Origin of the sequence: Aminobacter sp. J41 (assembly GCF_000526635.1) — a bacterium.
Lineage (GTDB): Bacteria > Pseudomonadota > Alphaproteobacteria > Rhizobiales > Rhizobiaceae > Aerobium.
The window spans coordinates 17,243-37,725 of the sequence record NZ_JAGL01000007.1; the positions used below are offsets into that span (position 1 = coordinate 17,243).

The following is a 20,483-nucleotide window of genomic DNA, read 5'->3' on the forward strand; positions in this document are numbered from 1 at the left end:
GGCATTACATGCAGCGCCGGCAGAATTACTCTGCGGGCAAGACTGCGAAAACTGGCTGCTATCGGGCCATCAGCGTCGGAACCAGCATCGAGCGCATCATGGTGCGCGTGGTGCCGCCGAAGAACAGCTGCTTCAGCCAGGACTGGCTGTAGGCGCCCATCACCAGCAACTCGGCGCCGCTCTCGGCGACGCGGTTCTCGATCGCTGCACCCACTCCGATCTCGCCGGAGGTCGAGGGCGAATAGGTGATCTTCGCACCGTGGCGGGCAAGCGCAGCAGCAATGTCGACGCCGGCAAGCGCACCGTCTTCATGACCGCTGTCAGACGCGTCGAGGGTAAGGATTTCCGTCTCCTCAGCCTCGCGGATGAAGGGCAGGGCGTCGAACACGGCGCGTGCTGCCTGCTGCGTGCCGTTCCAGGCGATCAGCACCTTGCGGAATGAGGTCTTCGCCGGCATCGCATAAGGCACGAACAGCACCGGGCGGCCGCTCTCGAACAGCAACGCCTCGACATCCGCGTAGGAGCCCGCTTCGGCTTCCGGATTAACCTGCTGAACGATGATGAGGTCGCAGGCGCGGGCGACGATCAGGGAGCCGACGGCGCTGTCGCCCGAGACGCTTTCAAGCGCATGCCACTCATGCGAGATCCCTTCCCGCTCAGCGCGACTCTCGAACAGCTTCTTCAGCTCGTCGCTGTGCTTCTGGTTGGCCTCGGAGTCGAGGGTCATGAAATTGGTGTCGGGGAAGCCCATCGGCGAGACGTAGGGCAGGGGGATTGCCTCCGCATGCACGGCAATGACGTGCGCGGAGAAGCGACTGGCGAGGGGCAGCGCGCAATCTAACACGCGCTCGGCATCCGACTTGTCCTGCAGTACGACGAGAATGGTCTTGTAGCTCATACTGGCCTCCGGCTCCTGCGCTGATCGCGCATCCACTGCAACACTCTGCGCACCCCGAAGGTTTCGCTTTGACCGAGGTCAATGGCGGATCATAAACCTGCCGTTGGGGCATTCAAGCCGGAGGAAGGGTAGCTCAGGGCTGCTTCGACTTCAGCGCGTCGACCATCGTCTGCACCTCGCCAGCGGCGGCATCCAGTGCCTCTTGCGTGCGGGCACGCACCACGAGCTCCGTCCAGAAGCTGCCGTCCAGAAATTTTGGGTACGACCCGATGATCGTGTCGGGATGCGCCTTCTGGATCTCGGCGAGCGGTCCGCCGATGACGCCTTCGCCGAACGGGCAGTGGATCATCGCCGACAGCATCTTGGTACCGGTCTTCAGCGTCGGCACGACATTGTCTAGCATCGCCTGGAAGATCGAGGGCACGCCCGCCATGACATGGACGTTGCCGATCCGGAAGCCGGGGGCGATGGAGATCGGGTTGTCGATGTGCTCGGCGCCAACCGGCATGCGCGCCATGCGCTTGCGCGCCTCGGTGAACTCGAGCCCGCGCTGGGCGTAATGCGCCTCAAGCAGCTTGTAGGCCTTCTCGTCGTATTCGCACGGGACGCCAAAGGCCTTGGCGATCGAGTCTGCGGTGATGTCGTCATGCGTCGGGCCGATGCCGCCGGTGGTGAACACATAGGTGTATCGCGCCCGCAGCGCATTCACCGCCGCGACGATGTCGTCCTCGTCGTCGGACACGATCCGCACTTCCTTGAGGTCGATGCCGATAGCCGTCATCACGTCCGCGAGGTGTCCGATGTTTTTGTCCTTGGTCCGGCCGGAGAGAATCTCATCTCCGATGACGATCATGGCGGCGGTAATGATTTCGGACATGGCGTGCCTCTCGGGAAACTGCGTCGAGCAATATCCCCGCGCGCCGGCCGCAGCAATGGGCCTCGTGCTAGAGCCGGAATGTCCAGAACAGGCAGGCCAGGCACGCCGCGAGGAAGACGACGAAGAACAGCGTGCGCAGCAGCACGTTCCGCCTGAGCTCGTTCATGGCGAGATGGGCACCGATGATGACCACCGCGAAGATGAACTGCCAGTCGATGAGCACCGACAGCGCGCCGCTGTTGCCGAAGGCGAAGCGCGCCAGCTGCACGCCGATGATCGTCGCAAGCAGAACCAGCGTCGTGGAAAAGACCGGCACGGCGCCATTCGCCATCACAAAGCCCGCCGCGCGCAGCGGCAGCAGCATCATCAGCGCGCCGCAGATGGCGTAGAGAGCAGCAAGCGGAATGAAGGTGGCCGCGCTCGCGACATTGTCGAGGCGGGCGATTCCGAACTTGCCGAAAGGATAGCCCTTGAGTTCGACGGCGATGCTGAGGGCGGCAAGCAAGCCGGTCAGCACCAGCACGAGGGCAAAGGCGGCGAAGGTGCGGTTCATGCGTGGTCCCCGAAGCAGAATCGGTCTTCACGCATAAGACAGCGCCGATGCTTAACGAAATCGCACCGGCGCCGGATGATAGCTCTACCTGATCAGGTAGTAGGTCGAGACGAGACCGAGGACGCACGCGCCAGCCAGCAGCCAGCGAAAGGCGCTCGGCTTGTTGTAGATCATCGCGTAGCCCGCCACCCATGCGCAGGTGGAGCTGCCGAGCGCAAACAGGACGCCAGTCCTGTGCCCATAGACGAGATTTGCCGCCATCAAGCCGCCGAGCGTGAGCGCACCGAAAACGACGATGATGAAAATGGCGGATTTCTCGAAATCGTCTGTCATATGGGTCTCCTGAATTGGCTTGCGCCACGGATACGAAATCGCCGGTACAATACCGGGCATCCGCGGCGCATTCCACCCGTCGCGCACGACTTTTGGGAACGTGCGACGCAAAGGTCACAGGAGATGGTTCTGCATCAGCGGCGCCACGCGTCCTTGTCGTGATGCCCCGTCTCGCGGCCGCCGCCCGGCAGCGGCTGCTGCGAGGCGGGCTCGGCATTCACGCCATCGGAATGCCGCGTCTTCGCGTCGACATCGTCGGCAGGTTCACTGTTGCCAAAGCCCTCTGGCGGCTTGTTGCCGGCGGCATCCTGGGAAAACTCCTCGTGGCCGGTATACTGCGTGTCCTGCGGCGCCTTTGCCGCCTGCTCACGGTTGCGCATTGCAACGGCATCGGAAAGCGAGTTGCGGTCCGGATTGGCGTTGGTCTCGCCGGCAGCATCCGGCTCATGGTCGGGATCATCGATTGCCGGCAGGTATCCTGAGGGACGGGTCTCTTCCGGACCCTCCCAGCGCGGGGACTGGTCGGTGGTGCCGGGCTTACCGTCTCTTGGGGAATTGGGGGACATCGTTGCCTCCTGTCGTGGTTTTGTTAAGACCAACAGGAGGCGAGGCGGATGGTTCCGCATCGGGGCTTCACGTTCTCACGCCGCTTCGAGCCGGCGCCGCTTGCGGCTTGATTGCTTGCGCACGGCATGGCCCATGGCAGCGCCGATCTCGGCACACGCAGTGATGCCCTGCACGAACGGCCGGTCGTGCATCAGGAAAGGCAGCGCGCCCAGGCTAACCAGCCCCTCGAGCTCGGGCGGATCGAGCAGGCTGTAATCGTCTCCCACTTCCGGAACCTCGCTGCCGGCACCCAGCAGGAGTTCCCGCAGCGTGGGGAAGGGGATGTCTTTTGAGCCAAGACGCTGCTGTCCGCGCGCGTCGATGAACACCGTGAACCGGTATGTCCTGTCTTCGGCTCGGATAACCGTCTCGTCCTCCCGCACGTCCATCTTGTAGTCGCTGCCGATCCCCGCGACCTTCAGCAGCCCTGCGTCGCGTAGCGCCAGCAGACGGCGGATCGATTCCGGCGGCACCGCCGCGTAGTTGTCGACGAACACCCGCTTCAGCCCGCGGTCAAACCGCTTGCGGTCCTCCTCGTCGAGTTCCGGGTAGAGATCCTCGAACTCCTCGTGCATGCGCAGGATCGCGTAGCGCCAGGCGACCGTGACTTTTGCCTCTCGGTTCCGCTCGACCTCGATCAGGTTCTTTCGCGCCCAGCGGAACGGGTCGCTTTGGAGGCGCGCCGCGAAATAAGCGTCGGCGAAGCTGTCAGCGTCGAGCTCATCCAGACCGATCGATTTCGACCAATCGGGATCGTCGTGCTCCAGTTCCTCGGCGAACAGAGCGTAGGCGCGATCGAGCAGCCCCCTGGCCCCGAGTTCTCGTTCAGTGGCGAGCGCGTCGGGCGTGCAGACCGCAAGCGGTTCGTAGGGGATCGGGCAGTAGAAATCGGCCTCGGGCAGAACGCCGGAGCGGGAAAGCAGCGTGATCCGGAGCTTCGTTTCCGCGTCTTTCGGCCGGAAGGAAAGCTCGCCGTCGGGATCCTGCAGGAACTGCCCGTGCTAGCACGCGACCGCCATCGCCGCGTCGATCGCACTTAGCGACGTGCCCATGGCCCCGACCTCCGCCGCCGGAATGTCCGCATCGATGAGGCCGGACCATGGACTCGGATAGTAGTGGTCGGTTGGGTCGTCATCGATCGGGAACATGTGCCCCGTGGCGAGGATCACCCGGTCGAAGTTTTCGTCCGCCGGACCGACCGTCGTTTCCAGCCGAACATGCCGGCCTTCCGGAACGACATCCGCGATTTCGGTTCCTTCGTGGATCGAGACGAAATGCCCCCGCGCCTCCGCCTTGCCGACCAGCGACACGAACTGCGCGCGGAAGTATTCGCCGAGCAGCATGCGCGGCGTGAACGTCCGCACGTCGAAGGTGTCCGGATCGACACCATAGCTGCGCAGGATGGCCTTTGGCTGGCTCGTCAGCCAGTCATGGTAGGACTGGTTGAGCGGCGGGATTTCGATGCTGGCAATGTTTGCCAGCATGCGCCGATCGGCCGTCTCCGAGGTATAGGGCATGCCGATGCCGGCCCGGTCGCCCTTTTCGAAGATGAAGATCGAAAGCGGCTCGGCGGTCTCGATAAGTTTCTGGAAGGTGTAAAGACCCGTGGGGCCGGAGCCCACGATCGCAACGCGCAGTGTCATACGGTCCCTCAATCAACCGGAAATGCGCGGCAGGAACGTTGAGGAAGATGATCCGGTTCCTGAAGAAGCTGGTGAAGAGGAGGAAATGGCAGAAGGGGTGGGATTCGAACCCACGGAGAGCTCACACCCTCGCCGGTTTTCAAGACCGGTGCCTTAAACCGCTCGGCCACCCTTCCAGCACTGGCTTCGCACGCGACGTTGCAGTCGGCGAATGCCCGTGTGCTCCGGCTTTACAGCGCATGCATTCGCCGCGTCAACCTGTTCTGAGAGGGGCGTAGCGATGAGATCGGGCAGAGCCCGAAGGAAACCCCGCAATTTCCCACAACGGCTGACGCGCATCCGCAATAACCGTTGACGTCGGCGCGCAAACGCATGAGAAACGGCGACGTTGCGGACGTGGCGAAACTGGTAGACGCAGCGGACTTAAAATCCGCCGCCTTACGGCTTACGGGTTCGACCCCCGTCGTCCGCACCAGCCGCTGATCAGCGCTCCCCGCCCACTGCAATATTGATCACTTCGAAGGGTGTCGTGATGACGATCTCTGCCGCCGAGCCAAGCGTGCGGCCGACGCCCCGTGTCAGGCGGCCGATGCTTCGGGAGATCTGGTCGCCGCTGCCGCCGAAGTCGTCGCCGGCGTTGAGCCGTTCGCCGAGGAGCTGGATCAGGAGAGGGTTGTCGGCAAAGCGCGCATGGTTGAACGAATCGCCGCTGGAGAGCGACGAAACATCGACCGTGATGATGCCAAGCTCGGCGAGGGCCTTGTCGTCGCCGTAGTCGCCGACGCGGGGCCTGCTGCCGGCGATGATGGAAGAGACCAGCAGCGCGCGGTCGTCGCGCGAGACCATGACGATGAACGGTCGCTCCGGCTTGCCGATGCGGCGCAGCTGGCTCTTGAACACGTCGACGTCGATGTCGGGCGAGGCCAGCACCACGTCGCCGAGGCCGAGCGCCGACTGCTTTTCGCCGGAAATGGCAAACTGGCGCAGGGCTTCCATCGTCAGCCAGTTGCCCATCGAGTGCGCGACAACGTCGATGCGCGTGGCGCCTGCGTCCCGCAGCGTGCGCAGCGTACGCTCCAACCCGTCGCGCGCCATGGTCGCGGAATTGTTGTCGTAGATGTAGTCCACGGTGCGGCCGGTCGAGGCCCAGGAGAACAGGACGGGCGTGCCCTTGTAACCAGAGTCGTGGATGATCTGGGCGGCGCGATAGACGGAGTCGTCGAACAGCGTGCGGTAGCCGTGGATGAAGATCAGCGCGCGTCCCTGCGTCTGCTTCAACCGCTTCTTCAGTTCCGCCTTGAACGCGTCGCCGTCGCGATAAACCGCAACTTCGCTTGGCGCGAAATGCTTGGCCGCGTCACGCTTTTGGCCCGATCCCGGCTGTTCGACTTTCCCTGCCTGGTGGACCGCAGGGATCGTCACGTTGACGCGGGCGTAGGAAAGGTCGTCGGCGCGCGAGCCGTCGAACACGTCGGCCGGGTTGGCCGCCTTTCCGCGCGAGGTCGCGATCAGGATCGAGTGTTCGGCGGCGATCGCCTTTTCCTCCGCCGGGATCGCATCGTAAAGGCTGTGTGACTGCGCGGCGCAACCGGCCAGCCCCAGCGACAGAACCATAGCAAGGACGATACGCGACTTCAGGCCGAACTCGAGGAACATGCAGACGGATCCGGTACGCAAGCTGGTGACAGTTCTACCGCAAGGCGATATTCGAGGTTCATCAATACTGAGCTGCGGCTATTAGACAACCCGTCTCGGCAAGGCCAGAGGCGCAGGATCAACAAGAGGAAGTCATGACCGGCTTTGAATCGAGCGTGGCGCGCGCTGGCGCGGCGATGCGCGAGCTTTTCCCGGAGACGCCGCTGCAGGAGAACGTCTACCTCTCGCGCAAGACCGGCGCCCGCGTCTTCCTCAAGCGCGAGGACCTGTCGCCGGTGCGCTCCTACAAGATCCGCGGCGCCTTCAATTTCTTCCGCAAGCGAGTCAGCGAAGGCGAGGGGGCACACCTCTTCGTCTGCGCCTCGGCCGGCAATCATGCCCAGGGCTTTGCCTATGTCTGCCGCCACCTGCGGAAGAAGGGTGTCGTCTTCATGCCGGTGACCACACCGCAGCAGAAGATCGACAAGACGAAGATGTTCGGCGGCGGTCAGGTGGAAATCCGGCTGGTCGGCGATTTCTTCGACGACTGCTATGCCGCCGCGCGCGCGTTTGCAGAGGAAGCCGGCGGCGTCATGGTGCCGCCCTTCGACGACAAGGACATCATCGAGGGGCAGGCGACGGTCGCGCAGGAGATTCTGGAGCAACTGCCGGAAGGCGTGAAGCCCGATATCGTCATCCTGCCGGTCGGCGGCGGTGGCCTGTCTGCAGGCATTACCCGATATCTGGAAGCGAAGGGTGTGCAGCCGCGCTTCGTCTTTGCCGAGCCGGCGGGCGCGGGGAGCCTGCATCGTAGCCTGGAGGTCGGGCGTCGCGTAAAACTGCAAACGGTCGACAACTTCGTCGACGGCGCGGCCGTGGCCGAGATCGGCAGCGAGAACTTCAAATACCTGAAGGCCTTCAGTCCCGACGACGTCAAGCTGGTGCCGGAGAACCGGCTCTGCGCAACGATGATCGAGATACTCAACGTCGAGGGCATTGTGCTCGAGCCCGCGGGCGCACTGTCGATCGACGCGATGAAGGACATCCCGCGCAAGGAGCTGCAGGGCAAGGTCGTCGTCGCCGTCGTCACGGGTGGCAATTTCGACTTTGAGCGCCTGCCGGATGTGAAGGAGCGGGCGCTGCGGTTCGAGGGGCTGAAGAAATATTTCATGTTCCGCTTCCCGCAGCGGCCGGGCGCATTGCGCGACTTCCTCAATCTGCTCGGCCCCGAAGACGATATCACACGCTTCGAGTATCTGAAGAAGTCGGCCCGCAATTTCGGCTCAGTCCTGATCGGCATCGAGACCAAAGATCCCAGGCAATTCAAGGTGTTGTTGAAGCGTTTTGATGAAGCCGGCTGGACATATCGCGACATCACCGACGACCCGATGATGGCGGAATTCATCATCTAGCGACGGTTGTATCTGCTGCGCTGCACAAGAAAGGGTTTGCTATTCTTCGCAAACTCCCCCATATCCGGCCTCACGAGGCGCATGGGCCGGTTGATCCGGCTTTCCTGAGGGACTGGTTGCGCATCTGTCCGAAGCTGGGTCAGCGATGACTCGCAACGGGCGAGCCCCGCGGCAATGACGCTGCGGGCACGACAGCGCAGCCGAGCGAACCGGAACGTGTTCGCCGCCTTGTCGTCCAAAAAAAAGTTTCGGCCGTGGCAGGTTGCGCCGCGCCGGTGTTGTTTGCAGCGCGAGCCCGCGTGGCCGGCTGCATGAAAGAGATGAATTTGAAAAACGAAATGACTACCGCTGTTGCTCAGGCGACCGAAGGCTTCGGCGCGCTCGGCATTGAAGGCGCGCTGCTGAAGGCAACGCATGCTGCCGGCTTTACTGATCCGAAGCCGATCCAGGTCCAGGCCATCCCGGCGCAGCTTGAGGGCCGTGACATTCTCGGCATCGCCCAGACGGGCTCCGGCAAGACGGCGGCGTTCAGCCTGCCGATTCTCGCGAAGATCGTCGGCCTCGGCACCAAGCGCTCGCCGCGCACCGCGCGTGCCCTGGTTCTCGCACCGACCCGCGAGCTCGCTGTCCAGATCGAGGAGACGATTCGTATCCTCTCCAAGGGCCTGCATATTTCGACAGCGCTGGTCCTCGGCGGCGTGTCGCGCAACACCCAGGTCAAGAAGATGCTTCCGGGCGTCGACGTGCTGATCGCGACGCCGGGCCGCCTCACGGACCTCGTCCGCGAGAAGGAAATCAGCCTCGCCGAGACGCGCTGGCTGGTCCTCGATGAAGCCGACCGGATGCTCGACATGGGCTTCATCAACGACGTGCGCCGCATCGCCCGCGCGATCCACAAGGATCGCCAGACGGCCCTGTTCTCCGCGACCATGCCGGCCGAGATCGAGAAGCTCGCCCGCGAGCTGCTGAACGATCCGGTCCGCGTCGAGGTCGCGCCGCAGGGCACGACCGCCGGCGAGATCAAGCAGAGCGTCATCCTCGCCCGCACCAAGCAGAAGCGTGTGATCCTCTCGAAGATGCTCGCCGACGATGCGATGAAGTCGGTGATCGTTTTTGCCCGCACAAAACACGGCGCCGACCGCGTGGCGCGTGACCTCGATCGCGACGGCTTCGAGGCCGCGGTCATCCACGGCAACAAGTCGCAGAACGCACGCCAGAAGGCGCTGAATTCATTCCGCGATGGCTCGGTTCGCGTTCTCGTTGCGACCGACATTGCCGCGCGTGGCATCGACGTGCCGGGCATCACCCATGTCGTCAACTTCGACCTGCCGGACGAGGCGGAGAGCTACGTTCACCGCATCGGCCGGACTGGCCGCAATGGCGCCGATGGCATTGCCATCACGCTGTGCGATCCGACCGAGAACTCGAAGCTGCGTCAGGTGGAAAAGATCATCCGCATGAAGCTCGATGTCGCGGAATCCTATCTCGACCAGCCGGATCCGGCGCCGGCACCGCGTCAGCCGCGCACGGATGTCAAGCATCCGGAGGCAGCCAACGACGACGTCCAGCACAGGCGGACCCGCAACGGCCCGTACCGGAACGGCCCGAAAGCTGGCAAGCCGAAGCGCTTTGGCGGAAAGCCGAGCAAGAATGGCGGCGCCCCGCAGGAAGGCGAGCGCCCGGTTGCGGCAAAGCCAAATGCGGGCAAGCCGTTCCGCTCGCGTCGTCGCGGCCAGGGTGGTCGTCGGGCTGCTGCCTGATCCGCTTCAGCATTGGGCCAGTGTTGCTGGCCCAATTGCGCCGGCCAGTCCCATGCTTTACGCGTTGCCCCTGACTGTGGAGGACATGGAGGGGGAATCGCATGGCAGGACTGGCTGCGCTGGCGATCGGATACGTTCTGTCGCAATTCTATCGCTCGTTTCTGGCCGTCCTGACGCCGTCGCTCTCGGCTGATCTCGGCGCCAGCAACGCCGAGCTTTCGCTCGCGTCCGGCGCCTGGTTCATTTCCTTTGCACTGTCGCAGTTCGTGGTCGGCGTCTGCCTTGACCGCTATGGACCCAAGCGCACCGCTGCGACGCTGATGGGCGTGTGCGGCGGTGGCGGCGCGCTGCTGTTCTCCTTTGCGACCTCGCCCTGGATGATCACCATCGCCATGGTGCTGATCGGCATGGGTTGCTCGCCGGTGCTGATGGCCTCCGTCTACATCTTCGCCCGAACCTGGTCGCCCAAGCACATGGCGGTGCTGATCTCGTCCTTCGTCGGCTTCGGCTCGCTCGGTAACGTGGTCGGTGCTTCGCCGCTGGCGGCTGCGGCCGATGCATGGGGCTGGCGTGCGGTGATGATGGGCCTCGGTGTCCTGACGATCGCCGTGGCGGTCGCCATCATCCTCTTCGTCAGCGATCCCAAGCGCGACGGGCACGCGGCGGAAGACAACGGCTTTGCCGGCTACATCGATCTTTTCCGCATCCGCGCCCTGTGGGCGATCTTCCCGCTGATGGGCCTCAACTACGTGGCTGCCGCCGGCATCCGCGGTCTGTGGGCTGGCCCCTTCCTGTCTGAGGTGCATGGCGCCGACACGATGCTGATCGGTCAGGTGACGCTCTTCATGGCGATCGCGATGGTCGTCGGCAGCTTTGCCTATGGCCCGCTCGACGCGCTATTCGGCACACGCAAGTGGGTTGCCTTCGTTGGCAACACGATCGGACTCGTGGCGCTCGCCTTCCTTGCCATGCAGCCGCTGGCGGACCTCACGACCGTTACGGTGCTTCTCGTCATCATCGGCCTGACCGGCTCGGGCTTCGGCCTGCTGATGGCGCACGGACGCGCCTTTGTGCCGGCGCATCTCACCGGCCGCGGTGTTACGCTCCTCAACTTTTTTGCGATTGGCGTGGTGGGCGTCGTGCAGTTCGCGTCTGGCGCGGTGGCAACAGCCGCCGCGGTCGAGGGCGAGCCTGCAGCGACCTATTCCGTGCTGTTCTGGTTCTACGTGGCGCTGTTGGCGATCGCGCTCGTCATCTACCTGTTCGCGCGCGACGCAAGGCCGGAGAAGAAGGCTAGCGCCTGACCTTGCGCCGGCTGAGCCGGTGCCGGTCCCATCCGGTGATGCGCCGGATGAGGGCGTGAGCGGCGTCGACAGGCAGGAGCCGCATCGCCTTCATCGGCCAGACGAGTCGCCGCGGAAAGGCGATCTCGAAACCGCCCGACTGCAGCCCGCGCGCAATGCGGCAGGCAGCGTCCTCGACCGTCATCTTCATCGGCATCGGGATGCGGTAGCGCGTCGTCAGCTGCGTTTCGACGAAGCCCGGATTGATGATCTGCAGGCGGATGTTGAGCCGGTCGAAGTCGTGCCGCAGCGATTGCGCCATGTTGTTGAGCGCGGCCTTCGTGGCGCCGTAGGCGGCGGCCGTCGGGAAGCCGAAATATGCCGTCACCGAGCCGATGATCGCGATTTGCCCGAAGCCGCGGTCGCGCATGCGGTCGGCCAGCGGCACCAGCCCGTTCAGCACGCCGAACACGTTGACGGTGAAGGTCGAGGTGAAGTTCAGCGTCTCCAGTCGCTCGCCCAGCGTTGGCGAGTAGATGCCGGCGTTGAAGACGGCAAGCACGACCGGCCCGAGCTCCTTCTCGATCCGGCAGAGCGTGCTCTCCATGCCGGCCTCATCGGTGACGTCGCAGAAGTATTCGACGATTTTCCCCCGCGTCGACTTCGACTCATCTACCAGCTGCGCGAGCCCCTCCTGATCACGTGCGGTCGCCGCGACGACGAACCCCTGGTCTGCGAGGTGAAGCGCAAGCTGGCGCCCAATTCCGGTACTAGCCCCTGTGATCCAGGCTACGCCGTCTCCTGGTGCCGCCCTGTATAATGCCATAAGCCTGGAAAGCCGTTGAAGCGTTGCTGAGAAGATGCTGGTAGAAACTGTTCTACGGAATAAGCTGCCTGCGGGCAAAAACCAACCTTGAAAGCGCGCACGCACATTTCTAGTTTCGCGCCAACGCATGCAGCAGGAAGGACGCGCAAATGACCGCTTCAGTGATTGACGTTATCGGCAACACGCCGCTGATCCGGCTCAACCGCGCGTCCGAGGAAACCGGCTGCGAAATTCTTGGCAAGGCCGAGTTCATGAACCCTGGCCAGTCGGTCAAGGACCGCGCCGGCCTGTTCATCATCCGTGACGCCGAGAAGAAGGGCCTCCTGCGGCCCGGTGGCGTCATTGTCGAGGGCACGGCCGGTAACACTGGCATCGGCCTCACCCTGGTTGCCAAGGCACTCGGCTACCGCACCGTGATCGTGATCCCGGAGACTCAGAGCCAGGAAAAGAAGGATGCGCTTCGCCTGCTCGGCGCCGAGCTGATCGAGGTTCCGGCGGTGCCATATCGCAATCCGAACAACTACGTGAAGCTGTCCGGCCGTCTTGCTGAGCAGCTCGCGCGCACCGAGCCGAACGGCGCCATCTGGGCCAACCAGTTCGACAACGTCGCCAACCGCGACGGCCACATCGTCACCACGGCGCAGGAAATCTGGCAGCAGACCGATGGCAAGATCGACGGCTTTGTCGCTTCGGTCGGCTCCGGCGGGACGCTTGCCGGCATCGCTGCCGGTCTGCGCGAGAAGAGCAAGTCGGTGAAGGTCGGTCTCGCCGATCCGCGTGGTGCTGCGCTCCACAGCTTCTACACCAATGGCGAGCTCAAGGCCGAGGGCGACTCGATCACCGAAGGCATTGGCCAGGGCCGCATCACAGCCAACCTTGAAGGCTTCCGGCCGGACTTCTCGTACCAGATCCCGGATGACGAGGCGCTGCCGATCATTTTCCGCCTGATCCAGGAAGAGGGCCTCTGCCTCGGCGGCTCCTCGGGCATCAACATCGCCGGTGCGATCCGTCTTGCCCGCGACCTCGGACCCGGCCATCGCATCGTGACGATCCTTGCCGACTACGGCACCCGCTATCAGTCGAAGATGTTCAACCCGGCCTTCCTGCGCAGCAAGAACCTGCCGATTCCGACCTGGCTCGAGAAGAAGGTCGAAATCGACGTCCCGTACGAGCAGGTGGCCTGATGGCTGCGACGACTGAGCCGCTATTCCGCGACGATGCTTATCTGAAGTCGATGTCGGCGAAGGTCGCCGACATCACGCCCACGGGCGGCATCGTGCTTGACCGCACGGTGTTCTACGCGACGTCCGGCGGCCAGCCGGGCGACACCGGCTTCCTGCTCCGTGCCGACGGGACCGAGATCCGCATTGCCGGCACGGTGACGGGCGAAACCAAGGACGACATCATCCACCTGCCGGTGGACGGCGCGCCGCAGCTTGCGGTCGGCGACGAGGTCACCGGCGAGATTGACTGGGAGCGCCGCCACAGGCTGATGCGCATGCACACCGCCTGCCACCTTCTGACGGTCGTCTGCCCCTTTCCGATTACCGGCGCTTCGGTTGCCGAGGACGACTCGCGCGTCGACTTCGACATTCCAGATGCCAGCTTCACCAAAGAGGACATCAGCGAGCGGCTGATGGAGCTCGTGCGTGCCGATCATCCGGTCTTCGTGAACTGGATCACCGATGACGAACTGATCGCCAACCCGTCGCTGGTGAAGTCGAAGAACGTGCGGCCGCCCGTCGGCTCGGGCCGCATCCGGCTCGTCGGCATCGGCGAAAACGGCAAGGTAGACACCCAGCCCTGTGGCGGCACGCACGTGCGCTCGACGGCCGAGGTGGGCGAGATCCACATCGGTAAGATCGAAAAGAAGGGGCGCGAGAACCGTCGCTTCCGTATCCGTTTTGGCCCAATGCCGGCGGCCTGATCCGCACATTGCCGGATCAGTCACCGGCGCATAATCTGCCCGCGTCGAAGCGGGATGTGCCGGGCTTTTCCGGCGGACAGGCAACGGAGCGTATGATGAGTGAGACCAGCCCCTTCTTGGTGTCGGCAGACTGGCTGCAGGAACGGCTCGGCACGCCGGGACTGACGATCATCGATGCCTCCTGGTACCTGCCGCAGCACAACCGCGACGGCCGCCAGGAATACGATGCAGCCCACATTCCGGGCGCGGTCTTCTTCGACCAGGACAAGGTGGTGGAGCCGGGCAGCAACCTGCCGCACACCCTGCCGCGCCCGGGCGTCTTCGGCCAGTACGCTTCCGCGATGGGCATCGACGAGAAGGATACGATCGTCGTCTATGACGGCCCCGGCCTGTTTTCGGCTGCGCGCGTGTGGTGGATGCTGCGCATCATGGGCGCGAGGGAAGTCTACATCCTCGCCGGCGGCTTCGATCGCTGGAAAGCCGACGGCCGTCCTGTCACGAGCGAACCGACGAAGATTGCTCCGAGCTTCTTCGAGGTCGACTTTGACGCCGAGCGCGTCGTCTCGCTCGACGAGATGCGTAAGATCGTCGAAAGCGGTTCAAAACAGATCGCCGATGCGCGTTCGGCAGGCCGCTTTACCGGCGAAGAGCCCGAGCCGCGTCCCGGTATGCGTTCCGGGCACATGCCGGGCGCGAGGAACGTACCGGTGACGTCGCTGACGCGCGACGGCACGCTGCTGCCGCTGCCTGAGCTCAAGGAGCGCCTGGTGGCTGCCGGCCTCGACCTGTCGCGCCCGGTCGTCACGTCGTGCGGGTCTGGCGTCACCGCCGCGATCATCACGCTGGCGCTGACCTCGCTCGGCCATACGGATAACGCGCTCTATGACGGCTCATGGAGCGAATGGGGCGGGCGTCAGGATACGCCCGTCGTGACTGGAAACGAGTGAATGACCAACGAGTCCGGACCGGGCGGCGGCACGCTGCTCGCCCGCATCACCCATCTCGAAATGCTGGCGCCGCCGCCGCACCGGGTGCAGATGCCGATGGGGCCGCGCCTTGCCGTGTTCCGCGTCAGGAACATGCCGGCTTCCTTCTACCGCTATCTCTACCGCGAGATCGGCAAGCCGCATCACTGGATGATGCGACGCAACGAGCCGGACGCGGAGTTGTCGGCCCTCATCAATGCCGACACCACCGAAATCCACGTGCTCTACGTGGACGGATGTCCGGCCGGCTTCGTAGAGCTGGACTTCTCGCGCATGCCGGAGGAGGCCGAGATTCTCTATTTCGGCCTCATGCCGGAATATCAGGGCAGGGGGCTGTCCAAGTTCTTCCTTTCCGATGGGATCTTCGCTGCCTGGGAGAAGTCGCCCGAACGCGTCGTGATCCATACCAACACGCTCGACAGCCCGCGCGCCCTGCAGCTCTACCAGCGGATGGGTTTCACGCCCTTTGCCTGGTCGCAGGAAGAGGTTGAGCCCTGGCTGTGATTACTCACCTGCGCTGTTAACGAAGCTGAATGCCAGACAACAACGCATTCAGGGTCGCTTCAGTCGCCACCGCAGATAGTCTCACCACAATCCAGCTTTTTCGGAAGGAGACATCCATGAACCGTCGTTTCGTCATTGCCGGTCTTGTCGCTGCCCTGGTCGCTCCTACCGCGGCCATGGCACAGCCTCGTGAAATGCCGTCCGCAGATCGCATCTTCCGCGAGCTCGAGCGGCAACCGCGCATGCAGGTGCCGCCGCAGCGCCGCGTGACCATCAACGAGTTCAAGCGCCGGCCGGAACTGCGCCGCGCTGCCCCGTCGATCGACATTCAGTCGATCAATTTCGCGACCGGCTCGGCGACCATTCCGGCCTCGCAGTATCCGAAGGTCGAGCAAATTGGCATCGCGCTCCGCCGCATCATTGATCGCAACCCGCGTGCCCGCTTCCTCATCGAGGGCCACACCGATGCGGTCGGATCGTGGGAGTCGAACCTCGATCTTTCGGAACGCCGCGCCGCTTCGCTGCGCCAGATTCTGGTCCGCGAGTTCGGCATTTCGCCGCGCGCCCTGGAGACCGTCGGCTATGGCGAGGAATACCTGCTGGTGAACACGCAGGGCGACAGCTGGCAGAACCGCCGCGTCACCATCCGCCGTATCGACCAGTTCCTCCGCTAATTTTCCCTCCTGCTTCCCTGTCTCTGAGCTTGCCCGCCGGACCCTCCCGGCGGGCTTTTTGCTTGAGTACTTTCGCTGCGGAAGGATTCAATTCTGTGTCATGCGAAAGTGCTGGACTGGATTTCAAGGCAGCGCGACAGTCAAGCGCCTGACAGGGCCAGATGAAGCGTTCAAGAGGAGAGGAAAATGCCAGTTGCAGTGTCCCGACGTACTTTTCTGACCGGTTCCGCCGCTGCAGGCGCGCTTGTCGTCATGCATCCTTTCTCGGCGAGGGCGCAGGCCAACCAAGCCCATCTCCGGATCATGGAGACGACGGACCTCCACGTTCACGTCTTTCCATACGATTACTACGCCGACCGCGAGAACCCCACGATGGGGCTCGCGCGCACGGCATCGATCATGGACGCGATCCGCGCCGAAGCGACCAACTCGCTGCTGATCGACAATGGTGACTTCCTGCAGGGCAACCCGATGGGCGATTACATCGCCTATGAGCGGGGCATGAAGGACGGCGACATCCATCCGATCATCGCCGCAATGAACGTGCTCGGTTATGAGGCCTCGACCCTCGGCAACCACGAATTCAACTATGGCTTGGGCTTCCTCGAAAAGACGATCGCCGGCGCAAACTTCCCGGTTGTTTGCGCCAACATCGCCAAGGGCAAGCTCGCCGCCAATGCGCGCGACGACGACCTGCTGCTCGAGCCCTACATCATCCTCGACCGCAAGCTGAAGGACGGCGCAGGCAACGAGCACCCGATCCGCATCGGCCTGATCGGCTTCGTGCCGCCGCAGGTGATGAACTGGGATTCCCGCCATCTCGCCGGCAATGTCGAGGCGCGCGACATCGTCAAGGCGGCTGAAGCCTGGGTGCCGCAGATGAAGGAGGAGGGCGCCGAGATCATCATCGCCATGTCCCACTCCGGCATGGGGCCCGCCAAATATGAAGAGTATCTCGAAAACGCCTCGATCCACGTCGCCGGCGTCGAGGGCATAGACGCGATCGTCACCGGCCACAGCCACCTGGTCTTCCCCGGCCCGCAGTTCGAGGGCGTAGAGGGAGTGGACATCGCGGCCGGTACCGTCAACGGCAAGCCCGGCGTGATGGGCGGCTTCTGGGGCTCGCATCTCGGCTTGCTTGACCTCCTGCTCGAGCGGGATGGCAATACGTGGAAGGTCGTCTCCTCGACCAGCGAGGCGCGGCCAATCTCCGAGCGCGTCGACGGCAAGAACCAGCCGCTGGTCGAGAGCAAGAAGGAGGTCGAGGACGCAGCGCGGCCGTTCCATGAGGCGACGCTGGCCTACGTCCGTGCGCCGGTCGGCAAGACCTCGGCGCCACTGCATTCCTACTTCGCGCTGGTGGCGGACGACCCGTCAGTGCAGATCGTCTCCAAGGCGCAGACCTGGTACATCTCCGACATGCTGAAGGACACGCAGTACAAGGACCTGCCGGTCCTCTCGGCTGCGGCTCCGTTCAAGGCCGGCGGCCGCGGCGGTCCGGACTACTACACCGACGTTCCGGCGGGCGACATCGCGATCCGCAACGTCGCCGACCTCTACCTCTATCCCAACACCGTCCAAGCAGTGGTCATCACCGGCGCGCAGGTAAAGGAATGGCTGGAAATGTCTGCCGGCATCTTCAACCAGGTCGAACCCGGCAAACAGGACCAGCCGCTGATCAACCCGGACTTCCCGTCCTACAACTACGACGTCATCGACGGCGTGACCTACAAGATCGACCTGTCGCAGCCGCCCAAGTACACGCCGAAGGGCGAAGTCGCGAACCCGGAGGCAAGCCGCATCGTCGACCTGCAGTTTGACGGTAAGCCGATCGACCCCGAAGCTCGCTTCGTCGTCGCGACGAACAACTATCGCGCCGGCGGCGGCGGCAACTTCCCGGAGATCGGCCCGGACAAGGTGGTGTTCGAAGCGCCCGACACCAACCGCGACGTCATCGTCCGCTACATCGTCGAGCAGGGCACCATCAATCCGTCGGCAGACGCGAACTGGTCGTTCGCGCCGCTTGAGGGAACCACAGTGCTTTTCGAGACGGGGCCGAAGGCGGCCGCCTTCATCGACAAGGTCGAGGGCGTGAGGATCGAGGCTGCCGGTGACGGCGAGGGCGGCTTCGCGAAGTACCGCATCACGCTCTGACAAACGGACGGGCCGGGGCGCGCTGGCGTCCCGGCCGCTGCCCGTTACGCCTTGTAGATCACCTGCCGCACGTCGATGTACTCGGCGCGGAAGCCTGCCTCGCAGTAGTGCAGGTAGAACTCCCACAGCCGCTTGAATCGGTCGTCGAAGCCGAGCGGCACGATCCTCTCCCATGCCGTCCAGAAGCGCTCGCGCCATTCGGCGAGTGTGCGGGCATAGTCCTGCGGGAAGATGCGCTCGCGCGCGAAGGTAAGGCCGTGCTGAGTACCGAGCTGCTTGAGGATGGCCGGCGTCGGCAGCATCCCGCCCGGAAATACATAGCCCTGGATGAAGTCAGGCCGCACGCGGTAGCTGTCGAACACCGACTCCTTGATGGTGATGATCTGCATGCCGGCCGAGCCGCCCGGCTTCAGGCACTCGCGCACCTTGCCGAAGAAGACCGGCCAGTACTTTTCACCGACCGCCTCGAACATCTCGATCGACGCGATACGGTCGTACTTGCCCGTCTCGTCGCGATAGTCCTGAAGCTTGATGTCGACCTTGTCGGCGAGTCCCGCATCGAACATGCGCTGGCGCGCGAAATCGTACTGCTCGCGGCTGATGGTGAGGCCGGTCACCTTGCAGCCGATCTCGCGTGCGGCGAACTCGGCGAAGCCGCCCCAGCCGCAACCGATTTCCAGCACATGGTCGTTCGGCCCGATGCCGGTGTCGCGAGCCAGTGCGCGGTACTTGGCCAGCTGCGCGCTTTCGAGATCATTGGCTCCTTCGGCATAAAGCGCCGAGGAATAGGTCATCGAGTTGTCGAGCCACTGCCGGTAGAAGCCGTTGCCGAGGTCGTAGTGCGCGGCGATGTTGCGCCGGGAGCCTGACTTCGTGTTCTCGTTCAGCCAGTGGCGCACGCGCTGAATCATGGTGAGCAGCCAGTTCGACCCGCCGGCCAGCGTCTCGCCAGCCTCCTCGTTGATGACGAAGAGTTCGAGAAGCGTCGTAACGTCCGGGCTGTCCCAGTCACGATCGATGTAGGACTCGGCGACGCCAATGGTCGCGGCGGTGAAGGCGCGCGAGGGCAGCTTCCAGTTGTGAAGGATGAGCTCAGCGTGCGGGCCAGGGCCGTTGCCGCCAAGCTCGAGCAAAAGCCCTTCAGGTGTGGTCACGGTCAGCGTTCCGCGCGGAAGCTGCATGACGACGCCAAGCACGAACCGCGCGCGCCGCGGCAGCGGTCGCACGACCTCCTCGAAATTTTCCCTGGTCAGCTTGAGCCCCTTCCTGGGCTCCAGTATCGGCGTCCCTTCCGGCATTGCATTCCCCTCTCTCTGCAAGCCGTAGACCGGCTCTTTTTTCTGGCGAGTTTTCCACGGCATGGGCGCTAACATCAAGAGAGCAGTCGTCAGTGCCATTGTGCCAGCGGCTTTGAGGGGGTATTCCCTCGCCAACCCCTCATTACCGGAGCCGACATGACCACCGGTCTGCCTTTTGACGATTACCGTAACCTGTTGAAATCAATGCCGGGACCCGACGAGCGGGCGCGGGAGCGTGCTGCAAGCCGCAACCAGCAGCTGTCGGCGCAGGGCCCGGCACTCGGCCGCCTCGGCCGCGTCGCAGAGTGGCTTGCCGCCTGGACGGGCCGCGATCCGCAGGTACTGCGCCCGCTGGTCGCGCTGTTTGCGGGCACGCACGGCCTTGCCAAGGCGGGCGTCCAGCAGACCCAGGCAATGGTCGAGCACGCTGCCGCTGGCGGTGCTGCCGTCAATCAGATTTGTGCGGCGCACGACCTTGGCCTGAAGATCTTCGACCTCGCCCTGCACCTGCCGGTCGGCAACATCGCAGTCGAGCCGGCGCTGGACGAGCGTGGCTGCGCCGCCACCATGGCCTTCGGCATGGAAGCGATCGCTGGCGGCATCGACCTCGCCTGCGTCGCGGGTGTCGGCATCGGCGGCAATGTTTCGGCTGCGGCGATCATGGCTGCCATCTTCGGCGGCGAGCCGTCGCAGTGGGCCTCGAACGAGGAGGGGGCGCAGATCGTCGCCGCGGCGCTGGCGCTTCATGGCGCGAACCTCAAGGATCCGCTTGAGGCGCTGCGCCGACTTGGCGGGCGCGAGATCGCGGCGATGGCTGGCGCCATCCTCGCTGCGCGCATGGAGAAGATCCCGGTCGTTCTGGACGGCTACGCGGCCCTCGCCGCAGCCGCCATCCTGAAGGCAGCAGAGCCGACCGCGATTGATCACTGCATCCTCTCGCACATCTCGACCGAACCGGGCATGGCGCTGGCGGCCAAGAAGATGGGCCTTGCGCCGCTTCTTTACCTGCACCTTGGCGACGGCGAGGGCATGGGGGCCGCGCTGGCAGCCGACCTCATCAAGAACGCGGCACTGATCCACTCGGGAATGGTGATCCGGGGCTGATCGCCCGAAA

Annotated in this window: 21 protein-coding genes and 2 tRNA genes; 12 read left to right on the forward strand and 11 right to left on the reverse strand. The window is 64.1% G+C overall.

Features of this window, described 5'->3' with window-relative positions:
• Nucleotides 1-58 precede the first annotated feature (58 nt).
• From L630_RS0106875 to L630_RS23370, 6 genes are all read right to left on the reverse strand, one after another.
• Nucleotides 59-898, reverse strand: coding sequence for a universal stress protein (locus tag L630_RS0106875; RefSeq protein ID WP_024847535.1), 840 nt, complete (start codon nucleotides 896-898; stop codon nucleotides 59-61).
• Between the two features lie 133 nt (nucleotides 899-1,031).
• Nucleotides 1,032-1,775, reverse strand: a complete 744-nt coding sequence (locus L630_RS0106880; RefSeq protein ID WP_024847536.1) for a competence/damage-inducible protein A — start codon at nucleotides 1,773-1,775, stop codon at nucleotides 1,032-1,034.
• Between the two features lie 67 nt (nucleotides 1,776-1,842).
• On the reverse strand, nucleotides 1,843-2,328 hold the full coding sequence (locus L630_RS0106885) for a hypothetical protein (RefSeq protein ID WP_024847537.1): 486 nt from the start codon (nucleotides 2,326-2,328) through the stop codon (nucleotides 1,843-1,845).
• 84 nt (nucleotides 2,329-2,412) lie between these two features.
• Nucleotides 2,413-2,661 (reverse strand): hypothetical protein, encoded by a 249-nt coding sequence (locus tag L630_RS0106890; RefSeq protein WP_024847538.1) that lies wholly within the window; start codon nucleotides 2,659-2,661, stop codon nucleotides 2,413-2,415.
• A gap of 134 nt (nucleotides 2,662-2,795) precedes the next feature.
• On the reverse strand, nucleotides 2,796-3,227 hold the full coding sequence (locus tag L630_RS23575; protein ID WP_024847539.1) for a hypothetical protein: 432 nt from the start codon (nucleotides 3,225-3,227) through the stop codon (nucleotides 2,796-2,798).
• Between the two features lie 75 nt (nucleotides 3,228-3,302).
• Nucleotides 3,303-3,842 (reverse strand): hypothetical protein, encoded by a 540-nt coding sequence (locus L630_RS23370; RefSeq protein WP_245263670.1) that lies wholly within the window; start codon nucleotides 3,840-3,842, stop codon nucleotides 3,303-3,305.
• Between L630_RS23370 and L630_RS23375 the strand changes: the two genes are divergently transcribed.
• Nucleotides 3,837-4,307 carry a hypothetical protein gene (locus L630_RS23375; protein ID WP_245263671.1) on the forward strand — a complete coding sequence of 157 codons (471 nt, stop codon included), beginning with the start codon at nucleotides 3,837-3,839 and terminating at the stop codon, nucleotides 4,305-4,307. The two genes, L630_RS23370 and L630_RS23375, sit on opposite strands and share 6 nt — an antisense overlap.
• Here the strand turns inward: L630_RS23375 and L630_RS23380 are convergent.
• Both L630_RS23380 and L630_RS0106905 read right to left on the reverse strand, forming a co-directional pair.
• Entirely contained in the window at nucleotides 4,269-4,910 is a 642-nt protein-coding gene (locus L630_RS23380) for an FAD/NAD(P)-binding protein (protein ID WP_245263672.1), read from the reverse strand. The genes L630_RS23375 and L630_RS23380 overlap by 39 nt on opposite strands.
• Nucleotides 4,911-4,996: 86 nt before the next feature.
• A tRNA-Ser gene (locus L630_RS0106905) sits at nucleotides 4,997-5,086 on the reverse strand.
• Between the two features lie 214 nt (nucleotides 5,087-5,300).
• Here L630_RS0106905 and L630_RS0106910 point away from each other — a divergent pair.
• Nucleotides 5,301-5,385: transfer RNA gene (locus L630_RS0106910), tRNA-Leu, on the forward strand.
• Between the two features lie 8 nt (nucleotides 5,386-5,393).
• Here L630_RS0106910 and L630_RS0106915 read toward each other — a convergent pair.
• Nucleotides 5,394-6,566, reverse strand: a complete 1,173-nt coding sequence (locus L630_RS0106915; protein ID WP_024847540.1) for an alpha/beta hydrolase — start codon at nucleotides 6,564-6,566, stop codon at nucleotides 5,394-5,396.
• A gap of 134 nt (nucleotides 6,567-6,700) precedes the next feature.
• Between L630_RS0106915 and ilvA the strand changes: the two genes are divergently transcribed.
• The 3 genes from ilvA (at nucleotide 6,701) to L630_RS0106930 (ending at nucleotide 11,021) form a co-directional block, all read left to right on the forward strand.
• The gene (gene ilvA, locus L630_RS0106920) at nucleotides 6,701-7,957 is read left to right on the forward strand and encodes a threonine ammonia-lyase IlvA (protein WP_024847541.1); all 1,257 of its coding nucleotides are present in this window, start codon (nucleotides 6,701-6,703) and stop codon (nucleotides 7,955-7,957) included.
• A gap of 338 nt (nucleotides 7,958-8,295) precedes the next feature.
• Entirely contained in the window at nucleotides 8,296-9,717 is a 1,422-nt protein-coding gene (locus L630_RS0106925) for a DEAD/DEAH box helicase (protein WP_024847542.1), read from the forward strand.
• A 101-nt stretch (nucleotides 9,718-9,818) separates the two neighbouring features.
• Nucleotides 9,819-11,021 carry an MFS transporter gene (locus L630_RS0106930; RefSeq protein WP_024847543.1) on the forward strand — a complete coding sequence of 401 codons (1,203 nt, stop codon included), beginning with the start codon at nucleotides 9,819-9,821 and terminating at the stop codon, nucleotides 11,019-11,021.
• Here L630_RS0106930 and L630_RS0106935 read toward each other — a convergent pair.
• On the reverse strand, nucleotides 11,011-11,826 hold the full coding sequence (locus tag L630_RS0106935) for an SDR family NAD(P)-dependent oxidoreductase (protein WP_024847544.1): 816 nt from the start codon (nucleotides 11,824-11,826) through the stop codon (nucleotides 11,011-11,013). The two genes, L630_RS0106930 and L630_RS0106935, sit on opposite strands and share 11 nt — an antisense overlap.
• A gap of 149 nt (nucleotides 11,827-11,975) precedes the next feature.
• Between L630_RS0106935 and L630_RS0106940 the strand changes: the two genes are divergently transcribed.
• The 6 genes from L630_RS0106940 to L630_RS0106965 all read left to right on the forward strand — a co-directional run bounded on the left by L630_RS0106940 (nucleotide 11,976) and on the right by L630_RS0106965 (nucleotide 18,071).
• Nucleotides 11,976-13,010, forward strand: a complete 1,035-nt coding sequence (locus tag L630_RS0106940) for a cysteine synthase A (protein WP_024847545.1) — start codon at nucleotides 11,976-11,978, stop codon at nucleotides 13,008-13,010.
• Complete coding sequence (locus L630_RS0106945) at nucleotides 13,010-13,753, forward strand: alanyl-tRNA editing protein (protein ID WP_024847546.1); 744 nt, start codon at nucleotides 13,010-13,012, stop codon at nucleotides 13,751-13,753. The genes L630_RS0106940 and L630_RS0106945 overlap by 1 nt, the downstream gene beginning before the upstream one ends.
• 95 nt (nucleotides 13,754-13,848) lie before the next feature.
• Nucleotides 13,849-14,700 (forward strand): 3-mercaptopyruvate sulfurtransferase, encoded by an 852-nt coding sequence (gene sseA / locus L630_RS0106950; RefSeq protein ID WP_024847547.1) that lies wholly within the window; start codon nucleotides 13,849-13,851, stop codon nucleotides 14,698-14,700.
• Nucleotides 14,701-15,243, forward strand: a complete 543-nt coding sequence (locus tag L630_RS21110; RefSeq protein ID WP_034329597.1) for a GNAT family N-acetyltransferase — start codon at nucleotides 14,701-14,703, stop codon at nucleotides 15,241-15,243.
• Nucleotides 15,244-15,359: 116 nt separating this feature from the next.
• Nucleotides 15,360-15,917, forward strand: a complete 558-nt coding sequence (locus L630_RS0106960; protein ID WP_024847549.1) for an OmpA family protein — start codon at nucleotides 15,360-15,362, stop codon at nucleotides 15,915-15,917.
• Nucleotides 15,918-16,103: 186 nt separating this feature from the next.
• Entirely contained in the window at nucleotides 16,104-18,071 is a 1,968-nt protein-coding gene (locus tag L630_RS0106965) for a bifunctional 2',3'-cyclic-nucleotide 2'-phosphodiesterase/3'-nucleotidase (RefSeq protein WP_024847550.1), read from the forward strand.
• 44 nt (nucleotides 18,072-18,115) lie between these two features.
• On the opposite strand, the gene L630_RS0106970 is transcribed toward L630_RS0106965, so the two are convergent.
• The gene (locus L630_RS0106970) at nucleotides 18,116-19,369 is read right to left on the reverse strand and encodes a cyclopropane-fatty-acyl-phospholipid synthase family protein (protein ID WP_024847551.1); all 1,254 of its coding nucleotides are present in this window, start codon (nucleotides 19,367-19,369) and stop codon (nucleotides 18,116-18,118) included.
• 156 nt (nucleotides 19,370-19,525) lie between these two features.
• Between L630_RS0106970 and L630_RS0106975 the strand changes: the two genes are divergently transcribed.
• Nucleotides 19,526-20,473: a nicotinate-nucleotide--dimethylbenzimidazole phosphoribosyltransferase gene (locus L630_RS0106975; RefSeq protein WP_024847552.1), complete on the forward strand. Its 948-nt coding sequence runs from the start codon at nucleotides 19,526-19,528 to the stop codon at nucleotides 20,471-20,473.
• Nucleotides 20,474-20,483: the final 10 nt, after the last annotated feature.

Bases quoted from the DNA above. Each gene is read 5' to 3' on its own strand.
- L630_RS21110 (WP_034329597.1), top strand. From the start codon at position 14,701: ATGACCAACGAGTCCGGACCGGGCGGCGGCACGCTGCTCGCCCGCATC.
- L630_RS0106935 (WP_024847544.1), bottom strand. From the start codon at position 11,826: ATGGCATTATACAGGGCGGCACCAGGAGACGGCGTAGCCTGGATCACA.
- L630_RS0106970 (WP_024847551.1), bottom strand. From the start codon at position 19,369: ATGCCGGAAGGGACGCCGATACTGGAGCCCAGGAAGGGGCTCAAGCTG.
- L630_RS0106930 (WP_024847543.1), top strand. From the start codon at position 9,819: ATGGCAGGACTGGCTGCGCTGGCGATCGGATACGTTCTGTCGCAATTC.
- L630_RS0106940 (WP_024847545.1), top strand. From the start codon at position 11,976: ATGACCGCTTCAGTGATTGACGTTATCGGCAACACGCCGCTGATCCGG.
- ilvA (WP_024847541.1), top strand. From the start codon at position 6,701: ATGACCGGCTTTGAATCGAGCGTGGCGCGCGCTGGCGCGGCGATGCGC.
- L630_RS0106960 (WP_024847549.1), top strand. From the start codon at position 15,360: ATGAACCGTCGTTTCGTCATTGCCGGTCTTGTCGCTGCCCTGGTCGCT.
- L630_RS0106965 (WP_024847550.1), top strand. From the start codon at position 16,104: ATGCCAGTTGCAGTGTCCCGACGTACTTTTCTGACCGGTTCCGCCGCT.
- L630_RS0106975 (WP_024847552.1), top strand. From the start codon at position 19,526: ATGACCACCGGTCTGCCTTTTGACGATTACCGTAACCTGTTGAAATCA.
- L630_RS0106890 (WP_024847538.1), bottom strand. From the start codon at position 2,661: ATGACAGACGATTTCGAGAAATCCGCCATTTTCATCATCGTCGTTTTC.
- L630_RS0106875 (WP_024847535.1), bottom strand. From the start codon at position 898: ATGAGCTACAAGACCATTCTCGTCGTACTGCAGGACAAGTCGGATGCC.
- L630_RS0106885 (WP_024847537.1), bottom strand. From the start codon at position 2,328: ATGAACCGCACCTTCGCCGCCTTTGCCCTCGTGCTGGTGCTGACCGGC.
- L630_RS0106880 (WP_024847536.1), bottom strand. From the start codon at position 1,775: ATGTCCGAAATCATTACCGCCGCCATGATCGTCATCGGAGATGAGATT.
- sseA (WP_024847547.1), top strand. From the start codon at position 13,849: ATGAGTGAGACCAGCCCCTTCTTGGTGTCGGCAGACTGGCTGCAGGAA.
- L630_RS0106915 (WP_024847540.1), bottom strand. From the start codon at position 6,566: ATGTTCCTCGAGTTCGGCCTGAAGTCGCGTATCGTCCTTGCTATGGTT.
- L630_RS0106925 (WP_024847542.1), top strand. From the start codon at position 8,296: ATGACTACCGCTGTTGCTCAGGCGACCGAAGGCTTCGGCGCGCTCGGC.
- L630_RS23575 (WP_024847539.1), bottom strand. From the start codon at position 3,227: ATGTCCCCCAATTCCCCAAGAGACGGTAAGCCCGGCACCACCGACCAG.
- L630_RS0106945 (WP_024847546.1), top strand. From the start codon at position 13,010: ATGGCTGCGACGACTGAGCCGCTATTCCGCGACGATGCTTATCTGAAG.
- L630_RS23380 (WP_245263672.1), bottom strand. From the start codon at position 4,910: ATGACACTGCGCGTTGCGATCGTGGGCTCCGGCCCCACGGGTCTTTAC.
- L630_RS23370 (WP_245263670.1), bottom strand. From the start codon at position 3,842: ATGCACGAGGAGTTCGAGGATCTCTACCCGGAACTCGACGAGGAGGAC.